At 66.1% G+C, this 25747-nt stretch carries 24 protein-coding genes; 9 read left to right on the plus strand and 15 right to left on the minus strand.

The features are described 5' to 3' along the window. Together pdxH and PX653_RS18365 are read left to right on the plus strand one after the other, a co-directional pair. Positions 1-1236 (plus strand): pyridoxamine 5'-phosphate oxidase, encoded by a 1236-nt coding sequence (gene pdxH, locus PX653_RS18360; protein ID WP_277414189.1) that lies wholly within the window; start codon positions 1-3, stop codon positions 1234-1236. Between the two features lie 73 nt (positions 1237-1309). Beyond that, positions 1310-2728, plus strand: a complete 1419-nt coding sequence (locus PX653_RS18365; protein WP_277414190.1) for an alpha/beta fold hydrolase — start codon at positions 1310-1312, stop codon at positions 2726-2728. 6 nt (positions 2729-2734) lie between these two features. On the opposite strand, the gene msrA is transcribed toward PX653_RS18365, so the two are convergent. Further along, complete coding sequence (gene msrA, locus PX653_RS18370; protein WP_277414191.1) at positions 2735-3268, minus strand: peptide-methionine (S)-S-oxide reductase MsrA; 534 nt, start codon at positions 3266-3268, stop codon at positions 2735-2737. Positions 3269-3334: 66 nt separating this feature from the next. Further along, the gene (gene nhaA, locus PX653_RS18375) at positions 3335-4495 is read right to left on the minus strand and encodes a Na+/H+ antiporter NhaA (protein WP_277414192.1); all 1161 of its coding nucleotides are present in this window, start codon (positions 4493-4495) and stop codon (positions 3335-3337) included. Positions 4496-4599: 104 nt separating this feature from the next. Between nhaA and PX653_RS18380 the strand changes: the two genes are divergently transcribed. Together PX653_RS18380 and PX653_RS18385 are read left to right on the plus strand one after the other, a co-directional pair. Next, positions 4600-5109 (plus strand): flavin reductase family protein, encoded by a 510-nt coding sequence (locus PX653_RS18380; protein ID WP_277414193.1) that lies wholly within the window; start codon positions 4600-4602, stop codon positions 5107-5109. 92 nt (positions 5110-5201) lie between these two features. Continuing rightward, complete coding sequence (locus tag PX653_RS18385; protein ID WP_277414194.1) at positions 5202-6386, plus strand: acyl-CoA dehydrogenase; 1185 nt, start codon at positions 5202-5204, stop codon at positions 6384-6386. Between the two features lie 122 nt (positions 6387-6508). Here PX653_RS18385 and PX653_RS18390 read toward each other — a convergent pair whose 3' ends face one another. The 12 genes from PX653_RS18390 to PX653_RS18445 all read right to left on the minus strand — a co-directional run bounded on the left by PX653_RS18390 (position 6509) and on the right by PX653_RS18445 (position 20206). Continuing rightward, positions 6509-8848 (minus strand): hybrid sensor histidine kinase/response regulator, encoded by a 2340-nt coding sequence (locus PX653_RS18390; protein WP_277414195.1) that lies wholly within the window; start codon positions 8846-8848, stop codon positions 6509-6511. Between the two features lie 174 nt (positions 8849-9022). Further along, a complete protein-coding gene (locus PX653_RS18395; RefSeq protein WP_277414196.1) occupies positions 9023-9703 on the minus strand; it encodes an OmpW/AlkL family protein in 681 nt (226 codons plus the stop codon). Between the two features lie 26 nt (positions 9704-9729). Next, on the minus strand, positions 9730-11109 hold the full coding sequence (locus PX653_RS18400) for an SGNH/GDSL hydrolase family protein (RefSeq protein ID WP_277414197.1): 1380 nt from the start codon (positions 11107-11109) through the stop codon (positions 9730-9732). Between the two features lie 300 nt (positions 11110-11409). Beyond that, complete coding sequence (locus PX653_RS18405) at positions 11410-12438, minus strand: L-threonylcarbamoyladenylate synthase (protein ID WP_371876349.1); 1029 nt, start codon at positions 12436-12438, stop codon at positions 11410-11412. Further along, the gene (locus PX653_RS18410; RefSeq protein WP_277414198.1) at positions 12411-13649 is read right to left on the minus strand and encodes a 5-(carboxyamino)imidazole ribonucleotide synthase; all 1239 of its coding nucleotides are present in this window, start codon (positions 13647-13649) and stop codon (positions 12411-12413) included. Before PX653_RS18410 ends, PX653_RS18405 begins: the two co-directional genes overlap by 28 nt. Continuing rightward, positions 13649-14149, minus strand: coding sequence for a 5-(carboxyamino)imidazole ribonucleotide mutase (gene purE, locus PX653_RS18415; RefSeq protein WP_277414199.1), 501 nt, complete (start codon positions 14147-14149; stop codon positions 13649-13651). Before purE ends, PX653_RS18410 begins: the two co-directional genes overlap by 1 nt. Position 14150: 1 nt before the next feature. After that, positions 14151-15047, minus strand: coding sequence for a phosphoribosylaminoimidazolesuccinocarboxamide synthase (locus PX653_RS18420; RefSeq protein ID WP_277414200.1), 897 nt, complete (start codon positions 15045-15047; stop codon positions 14151-14153). A 124-nt stretch (positions 15048-15171) separates the two neighbouring features. After that, complete coding sequence (gene fba / locus PX653_RS18425) at positions 15172-16236, minus strand: class II fructose-bisphosphate aldolase (protein WP_107140404.1); 1065 nt, start codon at positions 16234-16236, stop codon at positions 15172-15174. Between the two features lie 81 nt (positions 16237-16317). Next, positions 16318-17766 carry a pyruvate kinase gene (gene pyk, locus PX653_RS18430; RefSeq protein ID WP_277414201.1) on the minus strand — a complete coding sequence of 483 codons (1449 nt, stop codon included), beginning with the start codon at positions 17764-17766 and terminating at the stop codon, positions 16318-16320. Positions 17767-17852: 86 nt separating this feature from the next. After that, positions 17853-19070, minus strand: a complete 1218-nt coding sequence (locus tag PX653_RS18435) for a phosphoglycerate kinase (protein WP_277414202.1) — start codon at positions 19068-19070, stop codon at positions 17853-17855. A 69-nt stretch (positions 19071-19139) separates the two neighbouring features. Continuing rightward, a complete protein-coding gene (locus PX653_RS18440; RefSeq protein WP_277414203.1) occupies positions 19140-19469 on the minus strand; it encodes an AzlD domain-containing protein in 330 nt (109 codons plus the stop codon). After that, positions 19466-20206 (minus strand): AzlC family ABC transporter permease, encoded by a 741-nt coding sequence (locus PX653_RS18445; protein WP_277414204.1) that lies wholly within the window; start codon positions 20204-20206, stop codon positions 19466-19468. The genes PX653_RS18440 and PX653_RS18445 overlap by 4 nt, the downstream gene beginning before the upstream one ends. A gap of 193 nt (positions 20207-20399) precedes the next feature. Between PX653_RS18445 and PX653_RS18450 the strand changes: the two genes are divergently transcribed. The 4 genes from PX653_RS18450 to PX653_RS18465 are packed head-to-tail and all read left to right on the plus strand — an operon-like array spanning position 20400 to position 22655. Then, a complete protein-coding gene (locus PX653_RS18450) occupies positions 20400-20591 on the plus strand; it encodes a zinc-finger domain-containing protein (protein ID WP_134385420.1) in 192 nt (63 codons plus the stop codon). 19 nt (positions 20592-20610) lie between these two features. After that, positions 20611-21033: a YybH family protein gene (locus tag PX653_RS18455; protein WP_277414205.1), complete on the plus strand. Its 423-nt coding sequence runs from the start codon at positions 20611-20613 to the stop codon at positions 21031-21033. Between the two features lie 50 nt (positions 21034-21083). Then, complete coding sequence (locus PX653_RS18460; RefSeq protein ID WP_277414206.1) at positions 21084-22064, plus strand: YheT family hydrolase; 981 nt, start codon at positions 21084-21086, stop codon at positions 22062-22064. 3 nt (positions 22065-22067) lie between these two features. After that, entirely contained in the window at positions 22068-22655 is a 588-nt protein-coding gene (locus tag PX653_RS18465) for a DUF2946 family protein (RefSeq protein ID WP_277414207.1), read from the plus strand. A gap of 146 nt (positions 22656-22801) precedes the next feature. Here PX653_RS18465 and PX653_RS18470 read toward each other — a convergent pair whose 3' ends face one another. Beyond that, a complete protein-coding gene (locus tag PX653_RS18470) occupies positions 22802-24577 on the minus strand; it encodes a beta-barrel assembly-enhancing protease (protein ID WP_371876350.1) in 1776 nt (591 codons plus the stop codon). A gap of 35 nt (positions 24578-24612) precedes the next feature. Here PX653_RS18470 and moaC point away from each other — a divergent pair, with 35 nt between their 5' ends. After that, positions 24613-25095 (plus strand): cyclic pyranopterin monophosphate synthase MoaC, encoded by a 483-nt coding sequence (gene moaC / locus PX653_RS18475; RefSeq protein WP_277414209.1) that lies wholly within the window; start codon positions 24613-24615, stop codon positions 25093-25095. The last annotated feature ends 652 nt before the right edge of the window (positions 25096-25747 follow it).

Genomic DNA, 25747 nt, shown 5'->3' on the forward strand with positions numbered 1-25747 from the left:
ATGAGCGAGTCCCTGATGGATGCGGTTCCCGGTTTCGACCAGCCGATCGCCGTACTGAAGCACTGCCACGACAAGATCCGCAAGCAACTGAAGACCTTGCAGAACCTGCTGGCCCACCTTCCCCGTGATGGTGCCGACGCCGCCGCGCAGGGCGCGGCCCAGGCCGTGCTGAAGTACTTCAATACCGCCGCCCACCTGCACCACGCCGACGAGGAGCAGGACCTGCTGCCGATGCTGGAAGCGACGGCGACGGGCGCCGACCTGGAACTGATCCGCGACCTGAAACCGCAAATTCTCGCGCAGCACCAGCAGATGGATCGCGACTGGCACGTCCTGAACGCGCAGCTGGAGCGCATCGCGGCCGGGTCGTCCACCGAGCTGTCGGCGGACGATGTCGCGCGCTTCGTGCAAAGCTATACGGCGCACATGGAAACCGAGGAAAGCCACGTGGCCCCGATGGCCAAGCGCCTGTTCAGCCCGGCGCAGATGCAGGTCATGGGCGATGCCATGCAGCGCCGCCGCGGTATCTCGGCCGATCCAGAGGTGCCTGCGCCGCAGCAGGCCACACCCACGGTGACGGCGGCGGCGATCGCCGGCGGCATCGCGCTGGCCGACCTGCGCATGGATTACGGCCGCGCCAGCCTGTCGGAAGAGGACACGCTGGACGACCCTGTCGCGCAGTTCACCAAGTGGTTCGGCGAGGCGATGAAGGCGCAGGTGAACGAGCCGAACGCGATGAGCGTGGCCACGGTCGGCAGCGACGGCCGGCCCACGTCGCGCATCGTGCTGATCAAGCAGTACGACGAGCGCGGCTTCACGTGGTACACGAACTACGACAGCCAGAAGGGCCGGCAACTGGCCGACAATCCGCACGCGGCGCTGCTGTTCTTCTGGCCGGAACTGGAGCGGCAAGTGCGCATCGAGGGCCGCGTCGAGCGCACGGCGGCCGAGGAAAGCGACAAGTATTTCTACAGCCGCCCGGTCAAGAGCCAGCTGGCGGCCATCGCTTCGGCGCAGAGCGCGCCGATCGCCAACCGCGCCGAGATGGAAGCGCGTTACGCGGCAGTGGAAGCGGCCAGCGGCGACAAGCCGCAGCGGCCCGACCACTGGGGCGGCTATCGCCTGGTGCCCGAACGCATCGAATTCTGGCAGGGCCGCCGCTCGCGCTTCCACGACCGCATCGTCTACACGCGGCAGGCGGACGGCAGCTGGCAGCGCGGGCGCATCCAGCCCTGACCGGCCGGCCCGCACTCGACAAAAGGCCGGACTGCGCGTAGTCTGGCTTTTTTGCTAACTTAACAGGCTTTCCATGCGTCCCCTCCTGCGCGCCCTCGGGCTCGCCTTGCTGTCCTTTACCGCCGGGGCGCACGCCGCCGATTTCCAGCCTTGCGCCGATGCGGCCACCGATCCCGCGCTGCGCGGCAGCCTGTGCGCCATCGAGCGCGTGCCGGCCGACCCGTCCGGTGCGCCCGGTTCGGGTGGCGAGATCGACCTGTTCGTGCGCAAGTTCCCGGCGGCCAGTGCCAGCCTTGGCAACGTCTGGCTGGTCGCCGGTGGCCCGGGCGAATCGGGCGCGTCGTTCTATGGCCTGCTCGACGCATTCCGTGCCACGTTCCCCGGCTTCGACCTCGTCATCCCCGACCACCGCGGCACAGGATTTTCGACGCGCATGTGCCCGCAGGAGGAAGCCCCCGGCTCGCCGGGCGGCACGGCCCTCGTCAACGAAGAATGGGGTTCGTGCTTTGCCCGCCTCAATGCCGCGCCCGCCCAGGCGCGCCAGTTCTCCCAGACCAACGCGGCGCATGACCTGAAGCGCCTGCTGGAACGCACGCCGCGCCATGGCAAGACGTACGTCTACGGCGTCTCGTACGGCACCCAGCTGGTGCTGCGCACGGCCGCACTGGGCGCGACGGGCATCGACGGCCTCGTGCTGGATTCGCTGGTGCCGCGCCAGGACGACGACAAGGCCGACCTCAGCCGCCGCTCGCTGGTGGCCGACGCGGTGGGCCGGCAGATCCTCGCCCACTGCGACACCAGTCCCAATTGCCGCCGGACCGTCGGCGAGCCGGCCGAGACGCTGTACCGCCGGGTGCTGGACCGCGCCGCCAAGGACCCGCAGTTGCTGGCCGCGATCCCCGGCAAGAACCTGAAACGCTTCCTGGGGTCGCTGCTGGACGTGCCCGGCGTGGCGTGGCAGATTCCCTACCTGGTCAAGGAGCTCGATGAAGGCAAGGACACGCGCCTGCAGGCCGTCATTGCCGAGGTGAAGAAGACGATGGCGCAGCTGGGCAGCTTCCCCCAGTCGCCCGTCTCGGTGCCGCTCGTGGCGCTCATCAGCGGCTCGGAAAACAACCTGCGGCCGGGCCGCACGGCGCAGCAGGTGCGCGAGGAGGAAGCCGGCCTGCTGTTCGCCAGCGGCCTGCCGGGGTTACTGGTCAATGGGAACGTCCCGCTGTATCCGCGCGACGCACTGTTTGCACGCGCGCCGGAGCACCTGCCGCGCACGCTCGTGATCCAGGGCGGACGCGATGCCAAGACGCCGGAAGACGCCGCGCGGCGCCACGTCGAGGCGCTGCGCAAGGCCGGGATGGTGCAGTTGTATATTGCCGGGGACAGCGGTCACTTCGCGCTGTGGTGGAACCAGGCCTGCACGCGCGCGACCGTGCGCAAGTTCGTGCTGGGCCCGCTGGACGAGAGCCGCTGCGTCAGCGTGTCATCGCACGATTGAGGAGGCTTACTGCCCCTTCAGCCGCGCCGCATGCATCTTGCGGAACTTCGTCACTTTGGGTTCGACCACGAAGGCGCAGTAGCCCTGCAGCGGATGCTGGGCAAAGTAGTTCTGGTGATAGTCCTCGGCCTTGTAGTACGGCTGCGCGGGCGAGATTTCCGTCACGATCGGCGCATCCCACACGTGCGCCATCTCCGCCATCACCTGGCGCGCCAGCGCTTCCTGCTCCGGCGACTGGTAATAGATGACGGAGCGGTACTGCGTGCCCACGTCGTTGCCCTGGCGGTTCGGCGTGGTCGGGTCGTGGATCGTGAAGAAGATCTCCAGGATGTCGCGGTAACCGATGACCTCGGGATCGAATTCCAGCCGCACCACTTCGGCATGGCCGGTGGTGCCGGCGCACACCTGTTCATAGGTCGGGTTCGGCTGCGCGCCACCCGTGTAGCCCGACTCCACCTTCGTCACGCCCTTCACTTCCAGGTACACCGCTTCCGTACACCAGAAACACCCGCCGCCCAGCACTGCGATTTCAGTCGCCATACCATCTCTCCATGTTGATGCCGTTACTGTAACGCATACGGAGAATGGCTGCCGCGAGCACCCGGTTCAATGGGATGGCGCGGGTGCCGCAGTGCGCAACCAGGCGAAGCCCAGGACGCCGGCGACCAGCGACGCCAGCAGGATCACGATCTTCGAGGCCGTGATGACATCCGCCTGACCCGGGAATGCCAGGTTGGCAATGAAGATCGACATCGTGAAGCCGATGCCGCCCAGGAGGCCGGCGCCCAGCACGTGGCGCCAGCCCAGCCCGGCCGGCAGGCGGCACCAGCCGAGCGTCACGGCCATCCAGCTCAACAGGAAAATGCCCAGCGGCTTGCCCAGCACGAGACCGGCCAGGATGCCCAGGCTGTTGTTCGACAGCAGGCCGTGCTGCCAGTCGGCCGGGATGACGATGCCCGTATTGGCCAGCGCGAACACGGGCAGGACGACGAACGCGACGGGCTTGTGCAGCCAGTGCTCCAGCCGGTGCGAAGGCGACTCCTTGTCCTCGCTCTTGTGCGAGAACGGGATGGCAAACGCCAGCAGCACGCCGGCGATCGTCGCGTGCACGCCCGATTTCAACATCAGAAACCACATCAGCGCGCCGCCGGCCAGGTACGGCAGCAGCTTCATCACGCGCAGCACGCGGTTGCAGAACAGCAGCAGTGCGAACACGGCCAGCGCGCCCGCCAGGTAAGGCAGCGACACGTGCGCCGTGTAGAACACGGCGATGACGACAATGGCGCCCAGGTCGTCCATCACGGCCAGCGCGGTCAGGAACACCTTCAGGCTGGCCGGGATGCGGCTGCCCAGCAGCGCCAGCACGCCCAGCGCGAAGGCGATGTCGGTGGCCATCGGGATGCCGGCGCCGCCTTGCGTCGTCGTGCCGGCGTTGAAGGCCGCATGCAGCGCGGCCGGCACGGCGATCCCGCCGACCGCTGCCAGGATCGGCAGCAACGCATTGCGCAGGTCGGACAGCTCGCCGCTGTACAGTTCGCGCTCCAGTTCCAGCCCGACGAACAGGAAGAAGATGGCCATCAACAGGTCATTGACCCACAATTCGACGGTGAGCCCGGCCACCTGCTGCTGCCAGAAGCCCAGGTACGAAGGCCCCAGCGTGGAATTGGCCAGCAGCAGCGACAGCACCGTGCAGCAGATCAGCACGATGCCGCTGGATTTCTCGGCCTCGAAGAAGCGGGTAAACGTGGCGGTCAGGATGGTTGTCATCGGACGGCGGCAAGATTGGCGAAACGTCACTATACCGTGCCCCGGGAGCGCGGCGGTCCGCCCCGGCAAACTTTGGCATAATGGCGGAAAACCAAGGCCTCTCGATGAATACCAGTTCCCCGCGCAACAGCGCACAGTTCGACAGCACGCATTTCCGCCAGGCGCTGTCGCAATTCGCGACAGGCGTTACCGTGATCACGACCCGGCTGGCCGACGGCACGTTCCGCGGCCTGACCGCCAGCTCGTTCAATTCCGTGTCCCTCGACCCGCCGCTGGTGCTGTGGAGCCTGCGCTCGGCCGCCAACAGCATGCCCATCTTCAGCGGCAATTCCCATTACGTCATCAACGTGCTGTCGGCCGACCAGGCCCATATGGCCAAGCTGTTCTCCAGCCGGGGCAGCGACCCGTTCGCCCAGGTGGCGTTCGAGCTGTCGCGCACGGGCCAGCCCGTCATCCAGGGCTGCACGGCCTGGTTCGAATGCCACAACCGCAGCCGTTATCCGGAAGGCGACCATGTCATCTTCGTCGGCGAGGTGGAGCATTGCGAGTTCACGCCCCGCGAACCGCTGGTGTTTCACGACGGCAAGCTGGGCGGCCTGCACATGCCCGCGTGAAAAAGCGGAAATTGGTGTCGCCATTTCAAAAGCCGGCGCCGGCCCCCGCGCTTTAGAATGCAGGGAACCGAAACCACAACGAGAGAGACACGATGAGCCAAGCCCGCGCCCAGTTCCATTGGGATGACCCCCTGCTGCTGAACGAACAGCTGCTTGATGACGAACGCATGGTGCGCGATGCCGCCGCCGCGTATTGCCAGGACAAGCTGGCGCCGCGCATCCTGGAAGCGTTCCGCCATGAGCGCATGGACACGTCGATCTTCCGCGAGATGGGCGAACTGGGCCTCTTGGGCCCCACGATCCCCGAGGAATACGGCGGCCCTGGCCTGAACTACGTGTCGTACGGCCTGATCGCGCGCGAAGTGGAGCGCGTGGACTCCGGCTACCGTTCGATGATGAGCGTACAGTCGTCGCTGGTGATGGTGCCGATCTACGAGTTCGGTACGGAAGAGCAGCGGCGCAAATACCTGCCGAAGCTGGCGACGGGCGAATGGATCGGCTGCTTCGGCCTGACCGAGCCGAACCACGGCTCCGACCCGGGCTCGATGATCACCCGCGCGAAAAAGGTCGCGGGCGGCTACGCGCTGACGGGCTCGAAGATGTGGATCACCAATTCCCCGGTCGCCGACGTGTTCGTGGTCTGGGCCAAGGACGACGAAGGCGCCATCCGCGGCTTCGTGCTGGAAAAAGGCATGGAAGGCCTGTCGGCCCCGGCCATCCACGGCAAGTTCGGCCTGCGCGCGTCCGTTACCGGCGAGATCGTCATGGACAACGTGTTCGTGCCGGAAGAAAACGCCTTCCCGGACGTGCGCGGCCTGAAAGGCCCGTTCACGTGCCTGAACTCGGCCCGCTACGGCATCGCCTGGGGCGCACTGGGCGCCGCCGAGAGCTGCTGGCACACGGCGCGCCAGTACGTGCTGGACCGCCAGCAGTTCGGCCGGCCCCTGGCCGCCAACCAGCTGGTGCAGAAGAAGCTGGCCGACATGCAGACGGAAATCACGCTGGGCCTGCAGGGCTGCCTGCAGCTGGGCCGGATGAAGGATGCGGGCACGGCGGCCGTCGAGATCACGTCGATGATGAAGCGCAATTCCTGCGGCAAGGCGCTGGACGTGGCCCGCGTGGCGCGCGACATGCTGGGCGGTAACGGTATCTCCGACGAGTTCGGCATCATCCGCCACATGGTCAACCTGGAAGTGGTCAATACCTACGAAGGCACGCATGACATCCATGCGCTGATCCTGGGCCGGGCGCAGACGGGCATCCAGGCGTTCCAGTAACACCGCCGCGTCAAGCAGGTTGGGGTCTGTCCCTGCGGGACTGACCCCGAAGTTCGCCAACGACACCGGGAAGAAATCCGGGTCTGTCCCGAAGGGACAGACCCCAGCCGCATCCTGTGGCACTAGGGCGCCCCGGCGCCTCTCTCCGCCACCCGGTCCAACACCTCATAGATCGCCTTTGCCTGCACCGGCTTGACGAGATGCTCGTCGAAGCCCGCCTCCAGCGCGCGGGCGCGGTCCTCGGGCTGGCCATAGCCCGTCAACGCGACAATGCAGGCCTGCGCCGCCTGCGGCAGCGTGCGCAGCCGTTGCACCAGCTGGTAACCATCCATCCCGGGCAGGCCGATGTCCACGAACAGCAGCGCCGGCGCCTGTTGCGGCGCCAGTTCCAGCGCCTCGGCCGCGCCGCCGCAGACCGTGACGGCATACCCGGCCGCATCCAGCAGCAGCGCCAGCGTGTGCGCCGCATCGGCGTTGTCGTCGACGATCATCAACCGGCGCTGGCCGCCGTCGTGTGCAGCCGTGTCGCGCGGCGCGGCTGGCGCGCGGGCGTCCGGGGTCGCGACCGTCGGCAGCGCCACCTCGAAGCGGCTACCCTGCCCGGCGCCGCCGCTGCTGGCGCTGACGCGGCCGCCATGCAGCTCCACCAGGCTTTTCACCAATGCCAGCCCGAGGCCCAGGCCGCCCTGCGACCGGTCGGGCGAGCGCTCCGCTTGCGTAAACAGGTCGAACACGTGCGGCAACAAGGCGGCCGGAATGCCGATGCCGTCATCTGACACCGTTGCCACCACCTCGCGGCCCTGCCGCGCCACCGTCAGCGCGATGCGGCCGCCGGACGGCGTGTAGCGGGCCGCATTGTTCAGGATGTTCGACAGCACCTGGATCAGCCGGGTACGGTCACCCAGCACGTGCGGCGCCTCGTCCGGCAGCGACACCGTCAGCCGGTGCTGGCGCGCCTCCACCAGCGCGCCCGCCTGTTCGACTGCTTCGGCGGCGATCGCATTGAAATCGAGCGTTTCCTCGCGCAGCGCGACCAGGCCGCGCGTGACGCGCGATACGTCCAGCAGGTCGTCCACCAGCTTCGTCATGTGCTCGACCTGGCGCGCAATGACGGCGCTGGTCTGGCGCACGCGGGCATCGTCCAGCACCCCGCGGCGCAACAGCTCGGCGGCCGTCGAGATGGGCGCCAGCGGATTGCGCAACTCGTGCGCCAGCATGGCCAGGAACTCGTCCTTGCGGCGGTTGGCCTCCTTCAGTTCCTGCTGCGCCAGTTCGATCGGCGTCACGTCCGTGTTGGTGCCGAACCATTGCACGATGACGCCGCCCGCATCGCGCAGCGGCGCCGCCACGATCAGGAAGCTGCGGTACGCGCCATCGGCCGCACGCATGCGCGCCGTGACTTCGTACGCAGCGCCACTGACCAGCGAGCGGTTCCATTGGGCCATCAGGCGCGGCAGGTCGTCCGGGTGGAACCAGTCGCGCCAGCCACCCCGCAACGCCTGGGTCGTGGTCGCGCCCGTGAAAGCGAACCAGCGGTCGTTGAACCAGTGGATGTCGCCGTCCGGCGCGGCGATCCACGCCAGCTGCGGGATCGTGTTGGCCAACTGACGCAGTCGCTGTTCGCTCTCGCGCAGTGCGCGCGTCGCGTGCACTGCCTCGGTCACGTCGCTGCCTTCGACGAAGATGCCGTCCACGGCGCCCCGGTGGTCGCGGATCGGCTGGAAGATGAAACTGACGAAGCGCTGCTCCAGCGGACCGCCGGACTGGCGCTGCAGCATCACGGGCATCTCGCGCCCGACGTGCGCTTCGCCACTCTGGTAGACCTTGTCCAGCAGGGCAACGAAGCCCTGGTCGCGCACTTCCGGCATCACGTCCGCCAGGTGGCGGCCGACGATGTCCGTGCGGCCGATCAGCTTCAGGTAGGCGTCGTTGGCGATCTCGAATGTGTGGCTGGGGCTGCGCAGCACGGCCAGGATGCCGGGCGCTCCCTGGAACAACAGCCGCATCCGTTCGATTTCCTCGGCCCGGTGGCGGGCGGCCAGCACCTGTTCCGTCGTTTCCACGACGGCGCAGAACATGCCCGCGGTGCCGCCCTCGCCGTCATACACGGGCGAATACGAGAACGTGAACCACGTCTGTTCCTCGTAGCCGCGCCGGTTCATCGTCAGCGGCAGGTTCTCGTGGTAGGTGGCGCGGCCATGCAGGGCCTCGTCGATGCTGGGCCAGATGTCGTCCCAGATTTCGGCCCAGATGTCGCGGAACGGCCGGCCCAGCGCGGCCGGATGCTTGTCGCCGAGGATTTCGGCATACGAATCGTTGTACAGGAAGGCCAGCTGCTGCCCCCACGCGATAAACATGGGGAACTTCGAGTTCAACGTCAACGCCACCACCGCTCGCAGCGCCACCGGCCACCCTTGCGGTGCCCCGAGCGGGGAGTTACCCCAGTCGTGCGCCCGCATCATGGCCCCCATCCGCCCACCCTCGCTGAGACACGCCGGCAATGCGGTGGGCACGAGGGGAGCTGGTGAAGTCGTCATGGCTTGAGTATAACAAGCCGTCCTGCCGCGCACGTTTGCAAGCGGCAATACAATAAAAAAGCCGGCAATGCCGGCTTTTCCGAACGGAGCGGATGCGGATCAGAATTTGAACGTCACGCCCGCATTGATCGCCACTGGGTCGAGCCGGATGTCCTGGGTCTGGCCGGTCGAGTACGTCGCTGTCGTCTTCAGCTTCGTCTTGATGACGCCACCGTCGAGGGACCAGCGCTCGTTCAGGCGGAAACTCGCGCCCAGTTGTACGCTGGGGGCCACCTTGGCTTTCAGCGAGAACGTCGAGGCCGGGCCGCCCGTGTTCAGCACGGCCGTCAACTGCGCCGAACCGCGTTCGCGGCGGAAGTAGGCGTACGTCACGCCCACGCCCACGTACGGCCGGAACACGGCGTTCGGGCCGAAGAAGCGGTACTGGGCGAACAGCGTGGGCGGCAGCACGTCGGCCGTGCCCAGCTTGCCCGTGCCTTCGATGGCGCCGGCGCCGAACAGGTCGTGGCGGTACGGCACGCCCAGGTCCAGTTCCGCCACGATATTGTCGGTGACGAAGTATGCGAGGTTCAGGATGGGCTTGGTGTCGGTGCCGATATCGGCCGTCGTACCGGGCAGCGCGGGCGCGCTGACGTCGCCGCTTTCCACCTTCGGCGTGATCTTGTTGACGCCGACCTTGACGGTCCAGTCGCCCTTGGCCTGGGCGGCAGCGCCGCCGGCGGCAGTCAGGGCGGCGGCCAGCGCCAGCAGTTTCACCGCCGTGTGCAGAGTATGGTTCATCGTGTCTCCTTGTATTGGGCCGGCGTTCACAGCCAGCCTTTTGTCACCATCGAGCGGGACACGTAGCGCGCCAGCAGCAGGTTGTTGAACGGGGTCGGGTGCACTTCATCCGCGAACGAGTAGCGACTGACGTCGCCCGCCTTCAGGCTGGCCCCCGTGCAGCCCAGCGAGCTGGCCAGCGGGTTCCTCGGCGACGCCAGGTCGCACGCCGTGTCGGTGACGTTGGTCAGGCCGTACGGGCCCGGGTTGGTCGCCTGGTCATGGCTGACGGCATAGACGTCGACGATCAGCGCCTTCGGTTCGGCCGCCAGCGCGGAGGTCAGCTGCGCATTGAACGCCTGCACCATCTTGTCGATCAGCGCACGGGTGGACTCGTCGCGCGCGCGGCCGGCCGGCGTGGTGGCCACGTCCGGCAGGTTGTTGACGACGACATAGTTGGCGCCCTTGCCGATCAGCTGCGTCTTGACCAGCGCTGCCAGTTCGGCGCCCGCGGTCGCCAGCGCGGTAACGAGGCCGGGAGCCTGGGCCGTCACGTAGTCGGCACCGGCCTTGGCACCGGCGGCGTTGCCGGCCTGCTCCGCCGTCCTGGCCATCGGACCGTACACGGTCACCGAGGCCGCGGCGGTGTAGCCGGCGCGCACGGCGGCCTGCACGGCTGCCGCCACGATCGTTTCATTGGTCGCGCCTGCCTGCGCGGAGGCCGTCGCCATTGCCGCGCCGATGGCCTGCGCGGCCGTGGCCGGATTGGTCGTGCCGGCCGCCAGTTGCGTGGCCAGGCTGGTCGTGAACGCCGTCCTGCCGGCCGTCGTGCCGGCCGCGGTGGCACCTGCCTGCAGCTGGGCCAGGCTGACCAGGACGTCGTTACCGCCCGCCATCACGAACACGACTTCGTCGCCCTTGAACTTGCCGCCCACCTTGGCGAGGTGGTTCTGCACCTGCGTCACGACGGGGACTGTCAGCGCGCCGATGGCGCTGCCGGTGGCCTTGTGGCCGGCACCGATCGGATTGGTGACGCGCGCGCCGCCCTGCGCATAGCCGAAGCACTCCAGATGGTTAACGACGGGCACGGCAAAGCCCTTCGACGCATCGCCATCCAGGCCCGTCTGCGCCGCGCACGGCGCCGGCAGCTGCAGCTGCGCGGCCATCAGCTCGGTCCAGTTCTTGCCCGTCAGCTCGGGAGCGATGGCCGTGTTGTTGCCGTTGATGGTGAACTTGCCGCCGCCCAGCGCCTTCACGGTGCCGACGTTGTAGCTGCCGACATCGGACAGGCTGTCGCCGAACGTCACCTGGGAGGCGAACTTGACGCGGTTGGTCTGGCCGCCCGGCTGCGGATCGCCGCTGTTGCCGCCGCAGCCGGCCAGGACGGCGGCAAAGGCAACGGCAAGGGCTAGTTTGGTGTGACGCATGGTGTCTCCTGACTGTTGTATGGTTGTACCAGCCAACGGATGTGCTGGTCGCAATCTGGCTAATATGCCAGCGTTGCCGGACGCCGTACAGGGAGATTCTGGCAAAAACAACAGGAGTGAGTTGATTGCAACATTGCAGGGGCCAGGGTCTGTGCCCCGCAGCGGGGACTGACCCTGGTTTTAATCGCACAACCATGCACGATAAAAACTGGGGTCAGTCCCGAAAAACGGGACAGACCCCAAGCCTCGACATTGTTGTGGCAGCCGTCAGAATCTCTTAACTGAACTGCCACCGGTACATCAAGCTTGCAGGAACCGCTCGACAATGCCGGCGGAGCCATGCGCGGCACGCCGCAGCCGGTCGTTGACGCCCAGCCAGTTGTCGTCCTGCGGTGGCGCCTCGACGAGGATCAGCTCCGCCTGCGTGCGGTCCATCGCGCGCAAGGCGGCGTAGATGCCGTGGGCATAGCCGGCCGGGTCTTCGGGCAGCACGTGCGTGGCGCAAGCGCGCGTCAGCAGCGGCGAATAATGGATCAGCGCGACGCGGCGGCCCTTGCCGGCCAGCGCGTTGAGCAGCGCATCGAGCTGCGCCGTGGCGACCAGCGCCACCGGTGCCTTCGGTGCATAGTGCGACTCCAGCGTGCCGGAAGCGCGGGGCGCGCTGGCGTCCGGCGCGACCGGCATGGCGCCGATCACGGCGGCGATCTGCGCGGCGGAGATATGACCGGGCCGCAGCAATACCGGGCCGTGCGTGGCCAGGCGCGACAGGTCCAGGATCGTCGATTCGATGCCGACCTGGCTGGAGCCGCCGTCCAGCACCGCGATGCCGGCATCCGGCCCGAACTCGTCGCGCACGTGCTGCGCCGTGGTCGGGCTGACGTTGCCGAACTTGTTGGCGGACGGTGCCGCCACGCCGCCCTTGCCGCCCTTGAACGCGGACAGCAGCGCCATCGCGACGGGGTGTGACGGGCAGCGCAGGCCAACCGTGTCCTGGCCGCCCGAGACGGCATCCGGAATGTGCGCGTGGCGCTTCAGGATCAGCGTCAGCGGGCCGGGCCAGAACGCGGCCACCAGCTGGCGCGCCTCGGCGGGGATATCGGACACCCAGTAGTCCAGGTCGGCGCCGGGCGCCACGTGGACGATCACGGGATGGTCGTTCGGCCGGCCCTTGGCCGCGTAGATGCTGGCTACCGCGGCCGGGTTCTCCGCATCCGCGCCCAGGCCGTACACGGTCTCGGTGGGAAACGCGACCAGGCCGCCCGCCGCCAGGGTGGCGGCGGCGTCGAGGATGACCTGTTCCGTCACGGCGCGATACCCAGGATGGCGCAAGCCTGCTCGAACTGGCGCTGCGCATCGATCAGCGTATGGCCGACAAACGTCACGTGCCCCATCTTGCGGCCCGGCCGGGGGTCGTCCTTGCCGTACAGGTGCAGGTTGGCACCCGGCAGCGCGACGACCCGGTCCCAGGCCGGCTCGCGGTAGGTGTCGCCGTCGAACCAGACGTCGCCCAGGATGTTGAGCATGACGGCCGGCGAATGCTGGCGACAATCGCCCAGCGGCAGCCGGGCCATCGCCCGCACCTGCTGGGCGAACTGGCTCGTGATGCAGGCATCCATCGTGTAGTGGCCGGAATTGTGCGGCCGCGGCGCCATTTCGTTGACGACCAGCGTGCCGTCCGTCAGCACGAAGAACTCGATGCACAGCACGCCGACATAGCCCAGCTCCGCGACAATCGCGGTCGCGGCGGCCTGTGCCTGTTTCGCGCAGGCGGACGTCACGTTCGGGCCGGGTACAGTGGTCGTGAACAGGATGCCGTCGCGGTGGACGTTTTCCGCGATCGGGTAGACGACCGACTGGCCGTCCACGCCGCGCGCCGTCAGCACGGAGATTTCATAGGCCAGCGGCAGCATCTTCTCCAGCAGGCACGTGACACCGCCCATGGAGTCGAATGCGGCACGCACGTCCTCGCGCGACGCCACGCGTACCTGGCCCTTGCCGTCGTAGCCCATGCGCACGGTTTTCAGGATGCCCGGCAGCAGGTCGTCGCCGATGGCGTCGATGTCGGCCTGCGTGGCGATGACCTTGTGCGGCGCCGGCAGCACGCCGGATTTTTCCGCGCAGCCGACAAAGAACGTCTTCTCGGCGATGCGGTCCTGCGCCACCGACACACCGGCGGCGTTGGGCGCGACAAAGATCTGCTGCGCCAGGCGCGCCAGGCTGTCGGCCGGGACATTCTCGAATTCGGTGGTGACGGCCGCGCACTGCGCGACCAGTTCATCGAGCGCGGGGCCGTCCGTGTAATCGGCGCTGATCAGGCGCTGCGCCACCTGCCCCGCGGGGCAGTCGGCGGCAGGTTCCAGCACGACGACCTGGTACCCCATCTGCTGGGCGGCCTGCGCGAACATGCGGCCCAGCTGGCCGCCGCCCATTACGCCCAGCCACGTGGGCGGATTGGCGCTGGGGACGGCGGGTAAGAACTGCGGTTCGGCCAGCGCGGCGAAGTCGACGCGCTGGGCCGTTTCAAGCTTTTCGTTACTCATTATTCAAGCGGCAAAATCATGGCCTTGGCGGCCGCGGTCTGGGTGGCGCGGAACGCCTCGAGCTGCTCGGCCAGCGCATCGTCCGTGGCGGCCAGGATGGCCACCGCCGTCAACGCCGCGTTGGCGGCGCCGGCTTCGCCGATGGCGAACGTCGATACGGGCACGCCTTTCGGCATCTGCACGATGGACAGCAGCGAATCCTCGCCGCGCAGGTACTTCGACGGCACGGGCACGCCCAGCACCGGCACGATGGTCTTCGCGGCCACCATGCCGGGCAGGTGCGCGGCACCGCCGGCACCGGCGATGATCGCGCGCAGGCCGCGCGACCGCGCGGTTTCCGCATACGTAAACATCTCGTCCGGCATGCGGTGCGCCGAAATCACCTGCGCCTCGAACGGCACGCCGAACTGCTTGAGGATGGCGACGGCGTGCTGCATCACGTCCCAGTCGGAACTGGAACCCATGATGACGCCGACCAGCGGCTGCTTCGAATCGGCCATCTCAGACCTTCAGCTTCTCGCCCGTCAGGCGTTCGATGGCTTCGAAGTACTTGGCCTGGGTCTTTTCGATCACCTCGGCCGGCAGCGCCGGCGCCGGTGGCGTCTTCTTCCACTCCGTCAGCGTTTCCAGGTAGTCGCGCACGAACTGCTTGTCGAACGACGGCGGCGACATGTCCGGCGCGTACGAATCGGCCGGCCAGAAGCGCGACGAGTCGGCCGTCAGCACTTCGTCCATCAGGTGCATGACGCCGTTTTCATCCAGGCCGAATTCGAACTTGGTGTCGGCGATGATAATGCCGCGCGTGGCCGCGTAGTCGGCAGCCGCCTTGTACAGCTTGATGCTGACGTCGCGCATCCTGGCGGCCAGTTCCGCACCGATGCGGCTCTCCATGTCGGCAAAGCTGATGTTCTCGTCGTGCTCGCCCAGGTCGGCTTTCGCGGCCGGCGTGAACAGCGGCTCGGGCAGCTTGTCGGCCTGGCGCAGGCCTTTCGGCAGTTCGATGCCGCACACGCTGCCGGTGGCCTGGTAGTCCTTCCAGCCCGAACCGATGATGTAGCCGCGCACGACCGCCTCCACGAGGATCGGCTTGAGGCGCTTGGCGACAACGGCACGGCCCTTCACCTGGTCCACTTCATCGGGTGCCACCACGGATTCCGGCGCCACGCCGGTCAGGTGGTTCGGCACGATATGGCCGAGCTTCTCGAACCAGAAGTCGCTCATCTGGTTCAGCACCATGCCCTTGCCGGGGATCGGTTCGTTCATGACGACGTCGAAGGCCGACAGGCGGTCGGTCGTGACGATCAGGATCTTGTCGTCGCCGACGGCGTAGTTGTCGCGGACTTTGCCATGGCCGAGCAGTGGCAGGGATTGGATGGAGGACTGGTAAAGGCTTTTCATGGAGGGGAAATGTCTTACGCAAAATAAGCGAAAACCGGCGAGGGGGAAAAACCCGCTCGCCGGTCGAGTGAGTCCGGGCCGCTTGTTGCATGCTATTGCACGCGGCCCGTTCCAAGGCAGGATTTTACTTCACAATCTGGGCCAGTTCACCGGCCTTGTAACGTTCTGCCATTTTTTCCAGCGGCACCGGCTTGATCTGGGAAGCGCGGCCTTCGCAGCCGAACGCCAGGAAACGGGCCTTGACGACTTCCTCGGCCGCCAGGCGGGCCGGCTTCAGGTAGTCGCGCGGATCGAACTTCGACGGGTTCTGGAACATGAACTTGCGGATCGCGGCCGTCATCGCCAGGCGGATATCGGTGTCGATGTTGATCTTGCGCACGCCGTGACGGATGCCTTCCTGGATCTCTTCCACCGGCACGCCGTAGGTTTCCTTCATGTCGCCGCCGAATTCACGGATGATCGCCAGCAGTTCTTGTGGAACGGAGGACGAACCGTGCATGACCAGGTGCGTGTTCGGGATGCGCGCGTGGATTTCCTTGATGCGGTCGATGGCCAGGATGTCGCCGGTCGGCTTGCGGGTGAACTTGTACGCGCCGTGCGAGGTGCCGATGGCAATCGCCAGCGCGTCGCACTGGGTGCGCTCGACGAAGTCGGCGGCCTGCGCCACGTCGGTGAGCAGCTGTTCGCGGGTCATCGTGCCGTCGGCGCCGTGGCCGTCTTCCTTGTCGCCCTTCATCGTTTCCAGCGAACCGAGCACGCCCAGTTCCGCTTCCACGGTGACACCGATGGCGTGCGAGAACTTGACGACTTCACGCGACACTTCCACGTTGTAGTCGTACGACGCAACGGACTTGCCGTCCGCTTCCAGCGAGCCGTCCATCATGACGGACGTGAAGCCCGAGCGGATCGCGGCCATGCAGACGGCCGGCGACTGGCCGTGGTCCTGGTGCATGACGACGGGGATGTGCGGGTAGGCTTCGACCGCTGCATCGATCAGGTGACGCAGGAACGCCTCGCCGGCATATTTGCGGGCGCCGGCGGACGCCTGCATGATGACCGGGCTGTTGACGGCGTCGGCGGCAGCCATGATGGCCTGCACCTGTTCCAGGTTGTTGACGTTGAACGCTGGCAGGCCATAGCCGTGTTCGGCGGCATGGTCCAGCAGCTGACGCATGGATACGAGGGACATGGTAATACTCCAATCAAATAAAAACCTGTGCGGCGGGCTGCGCAGCTCGTGACCGGACGCCCGCCTGTAGCTGGGTGCGACCTAGCTGAACTCGCCTACCTTGACGATCTTCAGGGCGTTGGTGCCGCCGACCTGTCCCATCGGCTCGCCCCACGTGACGACGATCATGTCGCCCTTCTTCGCAATGCCATGCTCGACCAGCAGATCCTCGGCCTGCTTCAGCACTTCGCGGCTCGTGCCCTGCTGCAGCAGATAATGCGCGCGCACGTTGCGGTACAGCGAAGCCTTGCGCTGCGTGGTGACGCTCGGCGTCAGCGCGAAGATCGGGGTGTCGATATTGTGACGGCTCATCCACAGTGGCGTCGAACCGGATTCGGTCAGGGCGACGATCGCCTTGACGCGCAGGTGGTGGGCGGTAAACAGGGCACCGTAGGCGATCGACTGGTCGATGCGCGTGAAGCGCACGTTCAGGAAATCGGCATCCAGCTTGTTGTATTCGGACTGCTCGGCTTCCACGCAGACGGCGGCCATCATTTCGACGGTCTCCACCGGGTAGCGGCCGGAAGCGGTTTCGGCCGACGCCATCACGGCATCGGTGCCGTCCAGCACGGCGTTGGCCACGTCGGACACTTCCGCGCGCGTGGGCACGGCATTGAAAATCATCGATTCCATCATCTGCGTCGCGGTGATGGCAATCTTGTTCGACTCGCGCGCCATGCGGATCATGCGCTTTTGCAGCGCGGGCACGGCGGCGTTGCCCACTTCGACGGCCAGGTCGCCACGGGCGACCATGATGCCGTCGGAGGCATTCAGGATTTCCTGCAGCGCCGGAATGGCTTCCGCGCGCTCGATCTTGGCGATCATCTGCGGCTTGTGGCCGTAGGGTTCGCCGGCGATGTTCGCCAGCTGGCGCGCCATTTCCATGTCGGTGGCGTTTTTCGGGAACGAAATGGCCAGGTAGTCGGCCTGGAAGCTCATCGCCGTCTTGATGTCTTCCATGTCCTTCGCCGTCAGCGCCGGGGCTGTCAGGCCGCCGCCCTGGCGGTTGATGCCCTTGTTGTTGGACAGTTCGCCGCCGATTTTCACCGTCGTGTAGATCTCGCTGCCGGCGATCTTGTCGACGACCAGCACGATCAGGCCGTCGTTGAGCAGCAGCACGTCTTTCGCGCGCAGGTCGTTCGGCAGGTTTTTATAGTCGAGGCCGACGCGTTCCTGGTTGCCCAGTTCGCCGTTTTCGCCCCATTTGGCGTCCAGGATGAACTTGTCGCCGTTGGCCAGGTTGATCTTGCCCTCTTCAAACTTGCCGACGCGGATCTTCGGACCCTGCATGTCGGCCATGATGGCCACTTCCCGCCCGCACTCCGCCGCCGCCTGCCGCACCAGGTTGGCCCGATCGATGTGATCCTGCGCCTTGCCGTGCGAGAAGTTCAACCGCACCACGTCCACGCCGGCGCGGATCATCCGCGTCAACACTTGCAGGTCGGTGGAAGCTGGGCCGATGGTTGCGACGATTTTAGTGCCACGGGACATTGAGGGTTCCTTGAGCGGTGAGTGAAAAGAAGAGAAAAGCGCAGCGGGTCGGGCGACCGGGCGCTGCGCTCCATCCTGGCCGGGTCTTACTGACCGCCGGCGCGGGACACCAGCACTTCCACCGCCGGCAGGGTCTTGCCTTCGAGGAATTCCAGGAAGGCGCCGCCGCCGGTCGAGATATAACCAATTTTATCGGTAATGGCGTATTTTGCAATCGCGGCCAGCGTGTCGCCGCCGCCCGCGATGGAGAAGCCATTCGACTCGGCAATCGCCATCGCCAGGGTTTTCGTGCCCTCGCCGAACTGGTCGAACTCGAACACGCCGACCGGGCCGTTCCAGACGATCGTGCCGGCCTTGGCGATCTGCTCGGCCAGGTGCTTGGCCGTTTCCGGGCCGATGTCCAGGATCATGTCGTCGTCCGCGACGTCCGCGACGGCTTTCACCGTGGCCGCTGCCGTCGGCGAGAACTCCTTGGCGCACACGACATCCGTCGGAATCGGCACTTGCGCGCCGCGCTTGGACATCATGTCGATGATGGCACGGGCTTCTTCCACCAGGTCCGGCTCGGCCAGCGACTTGCCGATTTTCAGGCCAGCGGCCAGCATGAAGGTGTTGGCGATGCCGCCGCCGACCACCAGGTTGTCGACCTTGTCGGCCAGCGATTTCAGGATCGACAGCTTCGAGGACACTTTCGAACCTGCCACGATGGCCAGCAGCGGACGGGCCGGCGCGCCCAGCGCCTTGCCCAGCGCGTCGAGCTCGGCGGCCAGCAGCGGGCCGGCGGCGGCGACCGGCGCGAATTTCGCGATACCGTGGGTGGACGCTTCGGCGCGGTGGGCGGTGCCGAACGCGTCATTCACGTAGACGTCGCACAGCTTGGCCATCTTCTGCGCCAGCTCGTCGCTGTTTTTCTTCTCGCCCTTGTTGACGCGGACGTTCTCCAGCAGCACGACCTGGCCATCCTGCAGGCTCTCCAGGCCGGCACCGTCGACCCAGTCCTGTTTCAGCTCGACCGGCTGGCCCAGCAGCTCGGCCAGGCGGGCGGCGACGGGTGCCAGGCTGTCCTCGGGCTTGAACTCGCCTTCGGTCGGACGGCCCAGGTGGGACGTCACCATCACCTTCGCGCCGGCTTTGACGGCCGCCTGGATGGCCGGCACGGAGGCGCGCACGCGGGTGTCTTCGGTAATGTTGCCGGCATCATCCTGCGGCACGTTGAGGTCGGCGCGGATGAAGACCCGCTTGCCTTGCAGCGCGTTTTGCGCGATCAGATCGTCGAGGCGAGTGAAGTTCAGGACAGCTTGCATGGTTTCCCAAAGGACAAGTGATAGAAAGACTGCTATTTTACCGCAAGCCCGGTCTTGCCGACTTATCCATTAGAACAAATGCAACAGCCGGACAGCGGTGAAAAACAACATCCCGAACACGATCGTCTCCAGCATGTTGCGGCGCCACAGGTACCAGCCGACGGCCGCGATGCCGGCCAATACTTTCCCGTTGAGCAACGTCAGCGCCTGCGTGGACGGGTCCAGCAGCAGGTCCGGACCGATGATGGCGGCCAGCGCGCAGGACGGTGCGTAGCGCAGCATTTCCTGCACGCGGCGGGGAATCGTCACCTTGTGCCCTACCAGCCAGAAGCCGCTGCGGGTGATCGCCGTGGACACGGCCAGCGCCACGATGACGATCCAGATTTCCATGTCGCTCATCGCCGCTCCTCCTTGCGCGCCGGTGCGAACTTGTCGCCCAGTTCGTCGACGGCCATCGCCGTGACCATGCCGATCACCACGGCAGCGAGCAGCCCCAGTTTATAAGGCAGGCCGGCCGCCAGCACGGAAATCCCGCCGGCCACCAGCACGCCGCACAGCGCGGGCCGGCTGACGACCATCGGCACCATCACGCAGAGGATGGCCAGGGTGCCGGCAAAGCCCAGCCCCCATTCGGCGGGCACGGCATTGCCCAGGAAAATGCCGGCGATGGAACCGACCTGCCACGACGCCCAGTTCGGATACAGCAGGCCCTTCAGGTAGGACAGCTTGCCGGGCGCCGGCGCGGGGTCGGGGTAGCGCTGCAGGAACAAGGCAACGGAGATGTCGCCCGAGACAAAGCCCAGGTGCAGGCGCTGGTACCACGGCAGCATGCCGAAATGCGGCGCCAGCAGCGCGGAAAAGATGACGAAACGCAGGTTGACGACCAGGGCGGTGGTAAAGATCACCCAGATCGGCGCGCCGGCGGCGATCAGCGGCAGCGACGCCAGCTGGGCCGAGCCGGCAAACACCATCAACGTCATGCCCAGCGCCTGCGGCAAGGTCAGGCCGGACTTGATCATGGCAACGCCCACGACGAGGCCCCACGCGCCGATGCCGAACAGCGTGGGAATGCCGGTCCGGACGCCGTCGCGCCAGGCGGCGGGGTCGTGGGTCGTTACGTCGCTTGCGTCACTCATCATTGCATTCGGTGTGGCTTTCCTGCCACACTTTGAAAACGATGGCTGGCGGCGGTGGCATCAAAGGGATCCCGACATAACCCTGACGCGGGGCAGTGCCGGGGAACGATAAAGGCCGTCATTTTAGCGGCGAATGCTGGGCGCTGTCCGAATCCGTTAAAATCGTGCTTTTTGAACTCCGGAGCATCAGAACATGAGCAACGCCACCACGCCCGTCGAACTCGAAGGTAAGGATCTGCCGGCATTTTGCCCGAACCCGGCCATGCCGCTGTGGTCCGGCCATCCGCGCGTGTTCCTGGATTTCGCCGCCAACGGCGAGGCAAAGTGCCCGTACTGCGGCACCGCCTACCGCATCAAGCCAGGCTCGGCCGTTCACCACCACTGATCCTGGCCCCGCCCGCGCGATGAAGAAGAAACAGCTGAACGGCAGCCCCGCCGAAGTGGAAGCGGCGTTCTATGACGCCCTCAACCGCGCGGACGTGGAAGCGCTGATGGCGCTGTGGGCGGACGACGAGGAAGTCGTCTGCATCCACCCGGGCGGCCCGCGCCTGGTCGGCCATCGCGCCATCCGCGAATCGTGGACGATGCTGCTGGAGCACGGCGCGGCCGGCCACATCCGTCCGTCGCAACTGCACGAGACGCACAACCTGATGAGCGCGGTGCACACCGTTGTCGAAGGTGTCACCGCCGCGCAGGGCGAGCCGCATCACCTGGTTGCCACCAATGTCTACATGAAGACGCCGAAAGGCTGGCGCATCGTGCTGCACCACGTCTCCATCGCGCCCGGCGCCGTCCCGGCCGAGCCCCCATCGCAGATCCTGCATTGATGTTTCCAAAAATCGGGGACTGTCCCCGGTTTTTGGAAATGTTTTCCGCTATGAAATACACCGCGCCGCTGTGGCTGCCCAACGGCCACTTCCAGACGATCTACCCCGCCAAGTGCATCCCCAAGCCGGCCGTGGCGTTCCGGCGCGAGCGCTGGCCCACGCCCGATGGCGACTTCATCGACGTCGATTTCATCGACGGCGCCCCGGGGGCACCCTTTGTCGTGCTGTTCCATGGGCTGGAAGGCTCGTCGGACAGCCACTACTGCCGCGCGCTGGGCGCGGAACTGGTCGCGCGCGGCTGGTCGGGCGCCATCCCGCACTTTCGCGGCTGCTCCGGGGAACCGAACCTGGCGCCCCGCTTCTATCACTCCGGCGACGCCCAGGAGGCCGACTGGATCCTGCGCCGCCTGCACGAGCGCGCCACCGGCAAGTTCTACGCATGCGGCGTCTCGCTGGGCGGCAACGTACTGCTGCGCTGGCTGGGCGAGTGGCAGCATGCGGCGGAGTTTGTCGATGCGGCCGTCGCGGTGTCCGCCCCGCTCGACCTGGCGCGCGGCGGCGAGGCGCTGGGACGCGGCTTCAACCAGGTCTACCAGCGCATGTTCCTGCAGACGTTGAAACCGAAGTGCGCCGCCAAGCACACGCAGTTCCCCGGCCTGTTCGACATCGATGCGATGCGCGCCGCGCCCGACCTGTACACGTTCGACAACATCGTCACGGCACCCCTGCACGGCTACCGCAACGTGGAGGACTACTGGAACCGTGCCAGCGCCAAGCACGTGCTGGAGGACATCACGGTGCCCACCCTGGTGCTCAATGCACGCAACGACCCGTTCCTGCCGGGGCGGTACCTGCCGACGAAGGCGTCGTCGCACGTGGTACTGGACTACCCGGCCGAAGGCGGGCACGTGGGATTCGCCACGGGCCGCATGCCCGGCAGCCTGGCCTGGCTGCCGCGCCGCATGATCCACTTCCTCGAGGGCGGCCGCAGTATCGGCGCGCCGCAAACGGCCGCGCTGTGCGATGCTTGAGCCATGGACGATATCGTAAAACAGGCAATGGCCAAATGGCCGAACGTACCCCACTGCTACGGCTGGCTGGCGCTGGACGCGCGCGGCAACTGGCGCATGCGCGACGAGCGCGCACAGCAGCAGGACCTCCCCGGCGACAAGCTGACCAACGCGGCGCTGGTGGGCTTTATCAATCGCAACTATCAGCGTGACGAGCGGGGTTGCTGGTTCTTCCAGAACGGCCCGCAGCGCGTATTCCTCAATTTGGAAGCGACACCCTTCGTCGCCCGCACCGATCCCGCGCAGGGGCTGGTACTGCACACGGGCGCGGCGCTGCCGGCGCCCGAAGCGGCGTACCTGACTGAAGCGGGTGAGCTGATCCTGCAGGCGGGCGACGTCGTCGCGCAACTGGACGACCGCGACTTCGCGCAGGCACTGGAGTGGTTCGAGCGGGACGGCCAGCCGCTGGCCGACGATGCGCTGCTGGGATGGATCGAACAGCCGCAAGGCAAGCTGACGGTGCGGATCGGCGGCGCGGCCATCGAGGTGCAACGGATCGCACGGGACGACGTGCCGGCGCGGCTGGGGTTCGTGAAGCTTCCCTCGGCTTGACTGATGCCGGTGAAGTGCTCAGCGAGCCGCTTGCGCATCCCTCACCCCAAGACCTGAACCTGGGGTCAGACCCGCCGGGTCTGACCCCGGCTCTTCGCCTTTGGTTGCTACAACGTCTGCGGCGCGCAGAAAGTGTGCGGGGTACCCTAACGCCGCTGCTGCCCCCAAGGCGTCGCTTGCGGCATGCCCACCCGCCCATCCGCGCAACGCGGCGAATTGGCCAGCATGCCCCGGCACGAAGGATCGACCGGCTCCTGCATCTCCTGCGCCGGCCCCGCCTTGACGCTGCCGCTGACGGCAAACCCCGTCCCCTTATCCTTGCCCTTCTCGCCCATCGCCTCGCGCCGCTTGGCCTGCCATTCGCGCTCGCGGGCATCGATGACGGCATGCTCGTAGAACGACGCATCGGGCGCCTTGCGCGCTAGCACCAGCTGGTCCAGCGCCGCCTGCGTACCGCCCAGCAACGCGTAGGATTCGGCCAGCGCGATGTGCTGCAGCGCGAGCTTGCCCAGCTTCGAATACGCCTGTGCCAAAAGGTCCTGCAGCTCCGGTTCGCTGCGGTACATCTGCAACTGGTCGCGCAGGAAGCGCTCGGCCTGCTCCGCCTTGCCGCCCTTGATCAGCGCGTCGGCATACTGCCAGACGATGCCGCGCGACAGCGGGAACTTGGCATGCGCCACTTCCCCTTCGCGAATGGCCTGGGCGATCACCTCCGGCTTGTTCACCTGGTCGACCTTGATCTCCAGCGACGTGTACGCCAGCACGCTGTCGGCCACGCCTTTCGGCAACGGCGAGCTGAACGCGCCGGGCGCGGGCGGCCGGTCGACCGTGGCGGCAGCCTTGTCCAGCCAGCTTTGCGCGCCGGCGTAGTCGTGTCGTTTCAGCGCCAGGATCGCCATGCCGTACTGCGCGGATGCGATCTGGTGCCGGCTGGGCTGCTGCAGCTGGTTGCGCAGGAATTCCTCGGTCTCCGCCAGGCCCTTGCTGGACGTGTCCTGCAGCACCCGGGCACGGGCGCGCACGAGGAAGAAGTCAAGCGCATCGACTCTCTGGCGGTACGGCTGCTCGCGGATGCGCGCCTGGATATCGGCAATCCGTTCGGTCGTCAGCGGGTGGCTTTGCAAATACGCGGGCACGATATCGCTGTAGTTGCGCGTGGCCACCTGCAGGCGCTGGAAGAACGCCACCATGCCATTGGTCTCGTAGCCGGCTGCGCCCATGATCTGGAAGCCGATGCGGTCGGCCTCCCGTTCGGCATCGCGGCCGAAGTTCAGCTGGCGCTGGATCGCCAGGCCCTGCCCGCCCATCATGACGCCCATGGCCGCATCGGGATTGGACTTGGCGGCCAGCGCGGCCAGCACCATCGCGGCCAGCGGGATCAGCGCATCCGTCTTCTGCTCACCCAGCTGGCGCGCGATATGACGCTGCGCCACGTGGCCGATCTCGTGCGACAGCACGGAAGCCAGCTCGGATTCCGTCTGCGCCGCCAGCAGCAGGCCGGAATGGACGCCGATGAAGCCGCCCGGCAGCGCGAACGCATTGAGCATCGGGTCGCGCACGCAGAAGAAGAAATAGTCGTAGTTCGCTTCGCCGCGCGCGCCAGGACGCGCCGCGACGAGGTTGTTGCCCAGTGCATTCAGGTATTCGATGATGGGCGGATCGTCGAGGTAGTCGCGATCGAAGCGGATGTCGCGCATGATCTCCTCGCCCAGCTTGCGCTCGGTAACGGGAGACAGGGCCTCGCGCGACGTATCGCCCAGGCTCGGCAGGTTCGGCACGTGCGCGGGCGCCAGCGGCTGCGGCGCCGGGATGGCGACGGGTGCGGCGATCAGCAAGGCTGCCGCGACGGCAACCAGACGACGGGGAAATTGGGGGGCATTCACGGTGCTATGATACCTGTTCGTTCCGACTGTGGCCGACATGGCCCCGATTCATCCAATAACAAGATTCCAGCGCAATGACCGACCAGCTCACCCACTTCGATAACGCCGGCCAGGCCCACATGGTCGACGTCGGCGCCAAGGCCGAAACCCACCGCATCGCCATCGCCACCGGCACCATCCGCATGAAACCGGAAACCTTGGCGATCATTCTATCGGGAACTGCCAAGAAGGGCGACGTCCTGGGCATCGCCCGCATCGCCGCCATCATGGGCGCCAAGCGCACGAGCGACATTGTTCCGCTGTGCCATCCCCTCGCGCTGACGCGCGTGACCGTCGATTTTGAAACCGACGAAGCCTCGTCGTCCGTCCACTGCCGGGCGCAGGTGGAGACTTATGGGAAGACTGGCGTCGAGATGGAGGCGTTGACGGCGGTGCAGGTCGGGTTGTTGACCGTGTATGACATGTGCAAGGCGGTGGATCGGGGGATGGTGATGGGCGAGATCCGGGTGCGGGAAAAGCATGGTGGCAAGTCGGGCGATTGGACCGTGACGAACTAGGCTGCTTTCATTTTTTCTAAATTCAAACCTTTGCTAAACTCGAATTTTTTTAATTTCCCGTTGAGTGAGAATCCGTTATGCGGACCCGATATGGGAATCGCCCCATGCACTTTGCAAGGAAATGCAACGAAAAAATATAAGAGTTCCAGTTGAACTGAGACCAATCGTTACCGCAAACCGAAAATAGTAAAGCTCTTTAGATTCGCGAAAAGGGAGCGACTCTCCGCTCACTCCAATTTCAGCTGTTGCTTCGCACGATAACACCGCCATTGCCAAAATGCAATTATAAGCAGAATTGGGCCACTTCCAAGCGTAACGACATCAACCTCATCAAGCTTATCCTTCACTAATACAGATTGACTTACCGCGCTAGGGTTGTAGTAGGCGTTAATTCTCCCGGCTTTTCTAAGCGTGTCCGCTTGTTGTTGAGCCTCCGACTCGGTCTTATAGCATCCTGACGCACCGATTATTGAGCTGCTCATTTTGTTACTTTTAACGACGCGCCCCCCCCCACTACATATCGATAGCTAACGATATTACACCAGTCGCGTTTCCGGCCATTCCGCTGGTAAACCCGCACCTCCTCAACTGTCGCAGTTATCTCAGTCCAGTCCAGCGCACTAATCTTCCCTTCCACTCTGTTCCCGCCTAA

It is taken from the genome of Pseudoduganella chitinolytica, assembly GCF_029028125.1.
Lineage (GTDB): Bacteria > Pseudomonadota > Gammaproteobacteria > Burkholderiales > Burkholderiaceae_D > Rugamonas > Rugamonas chitinolytica.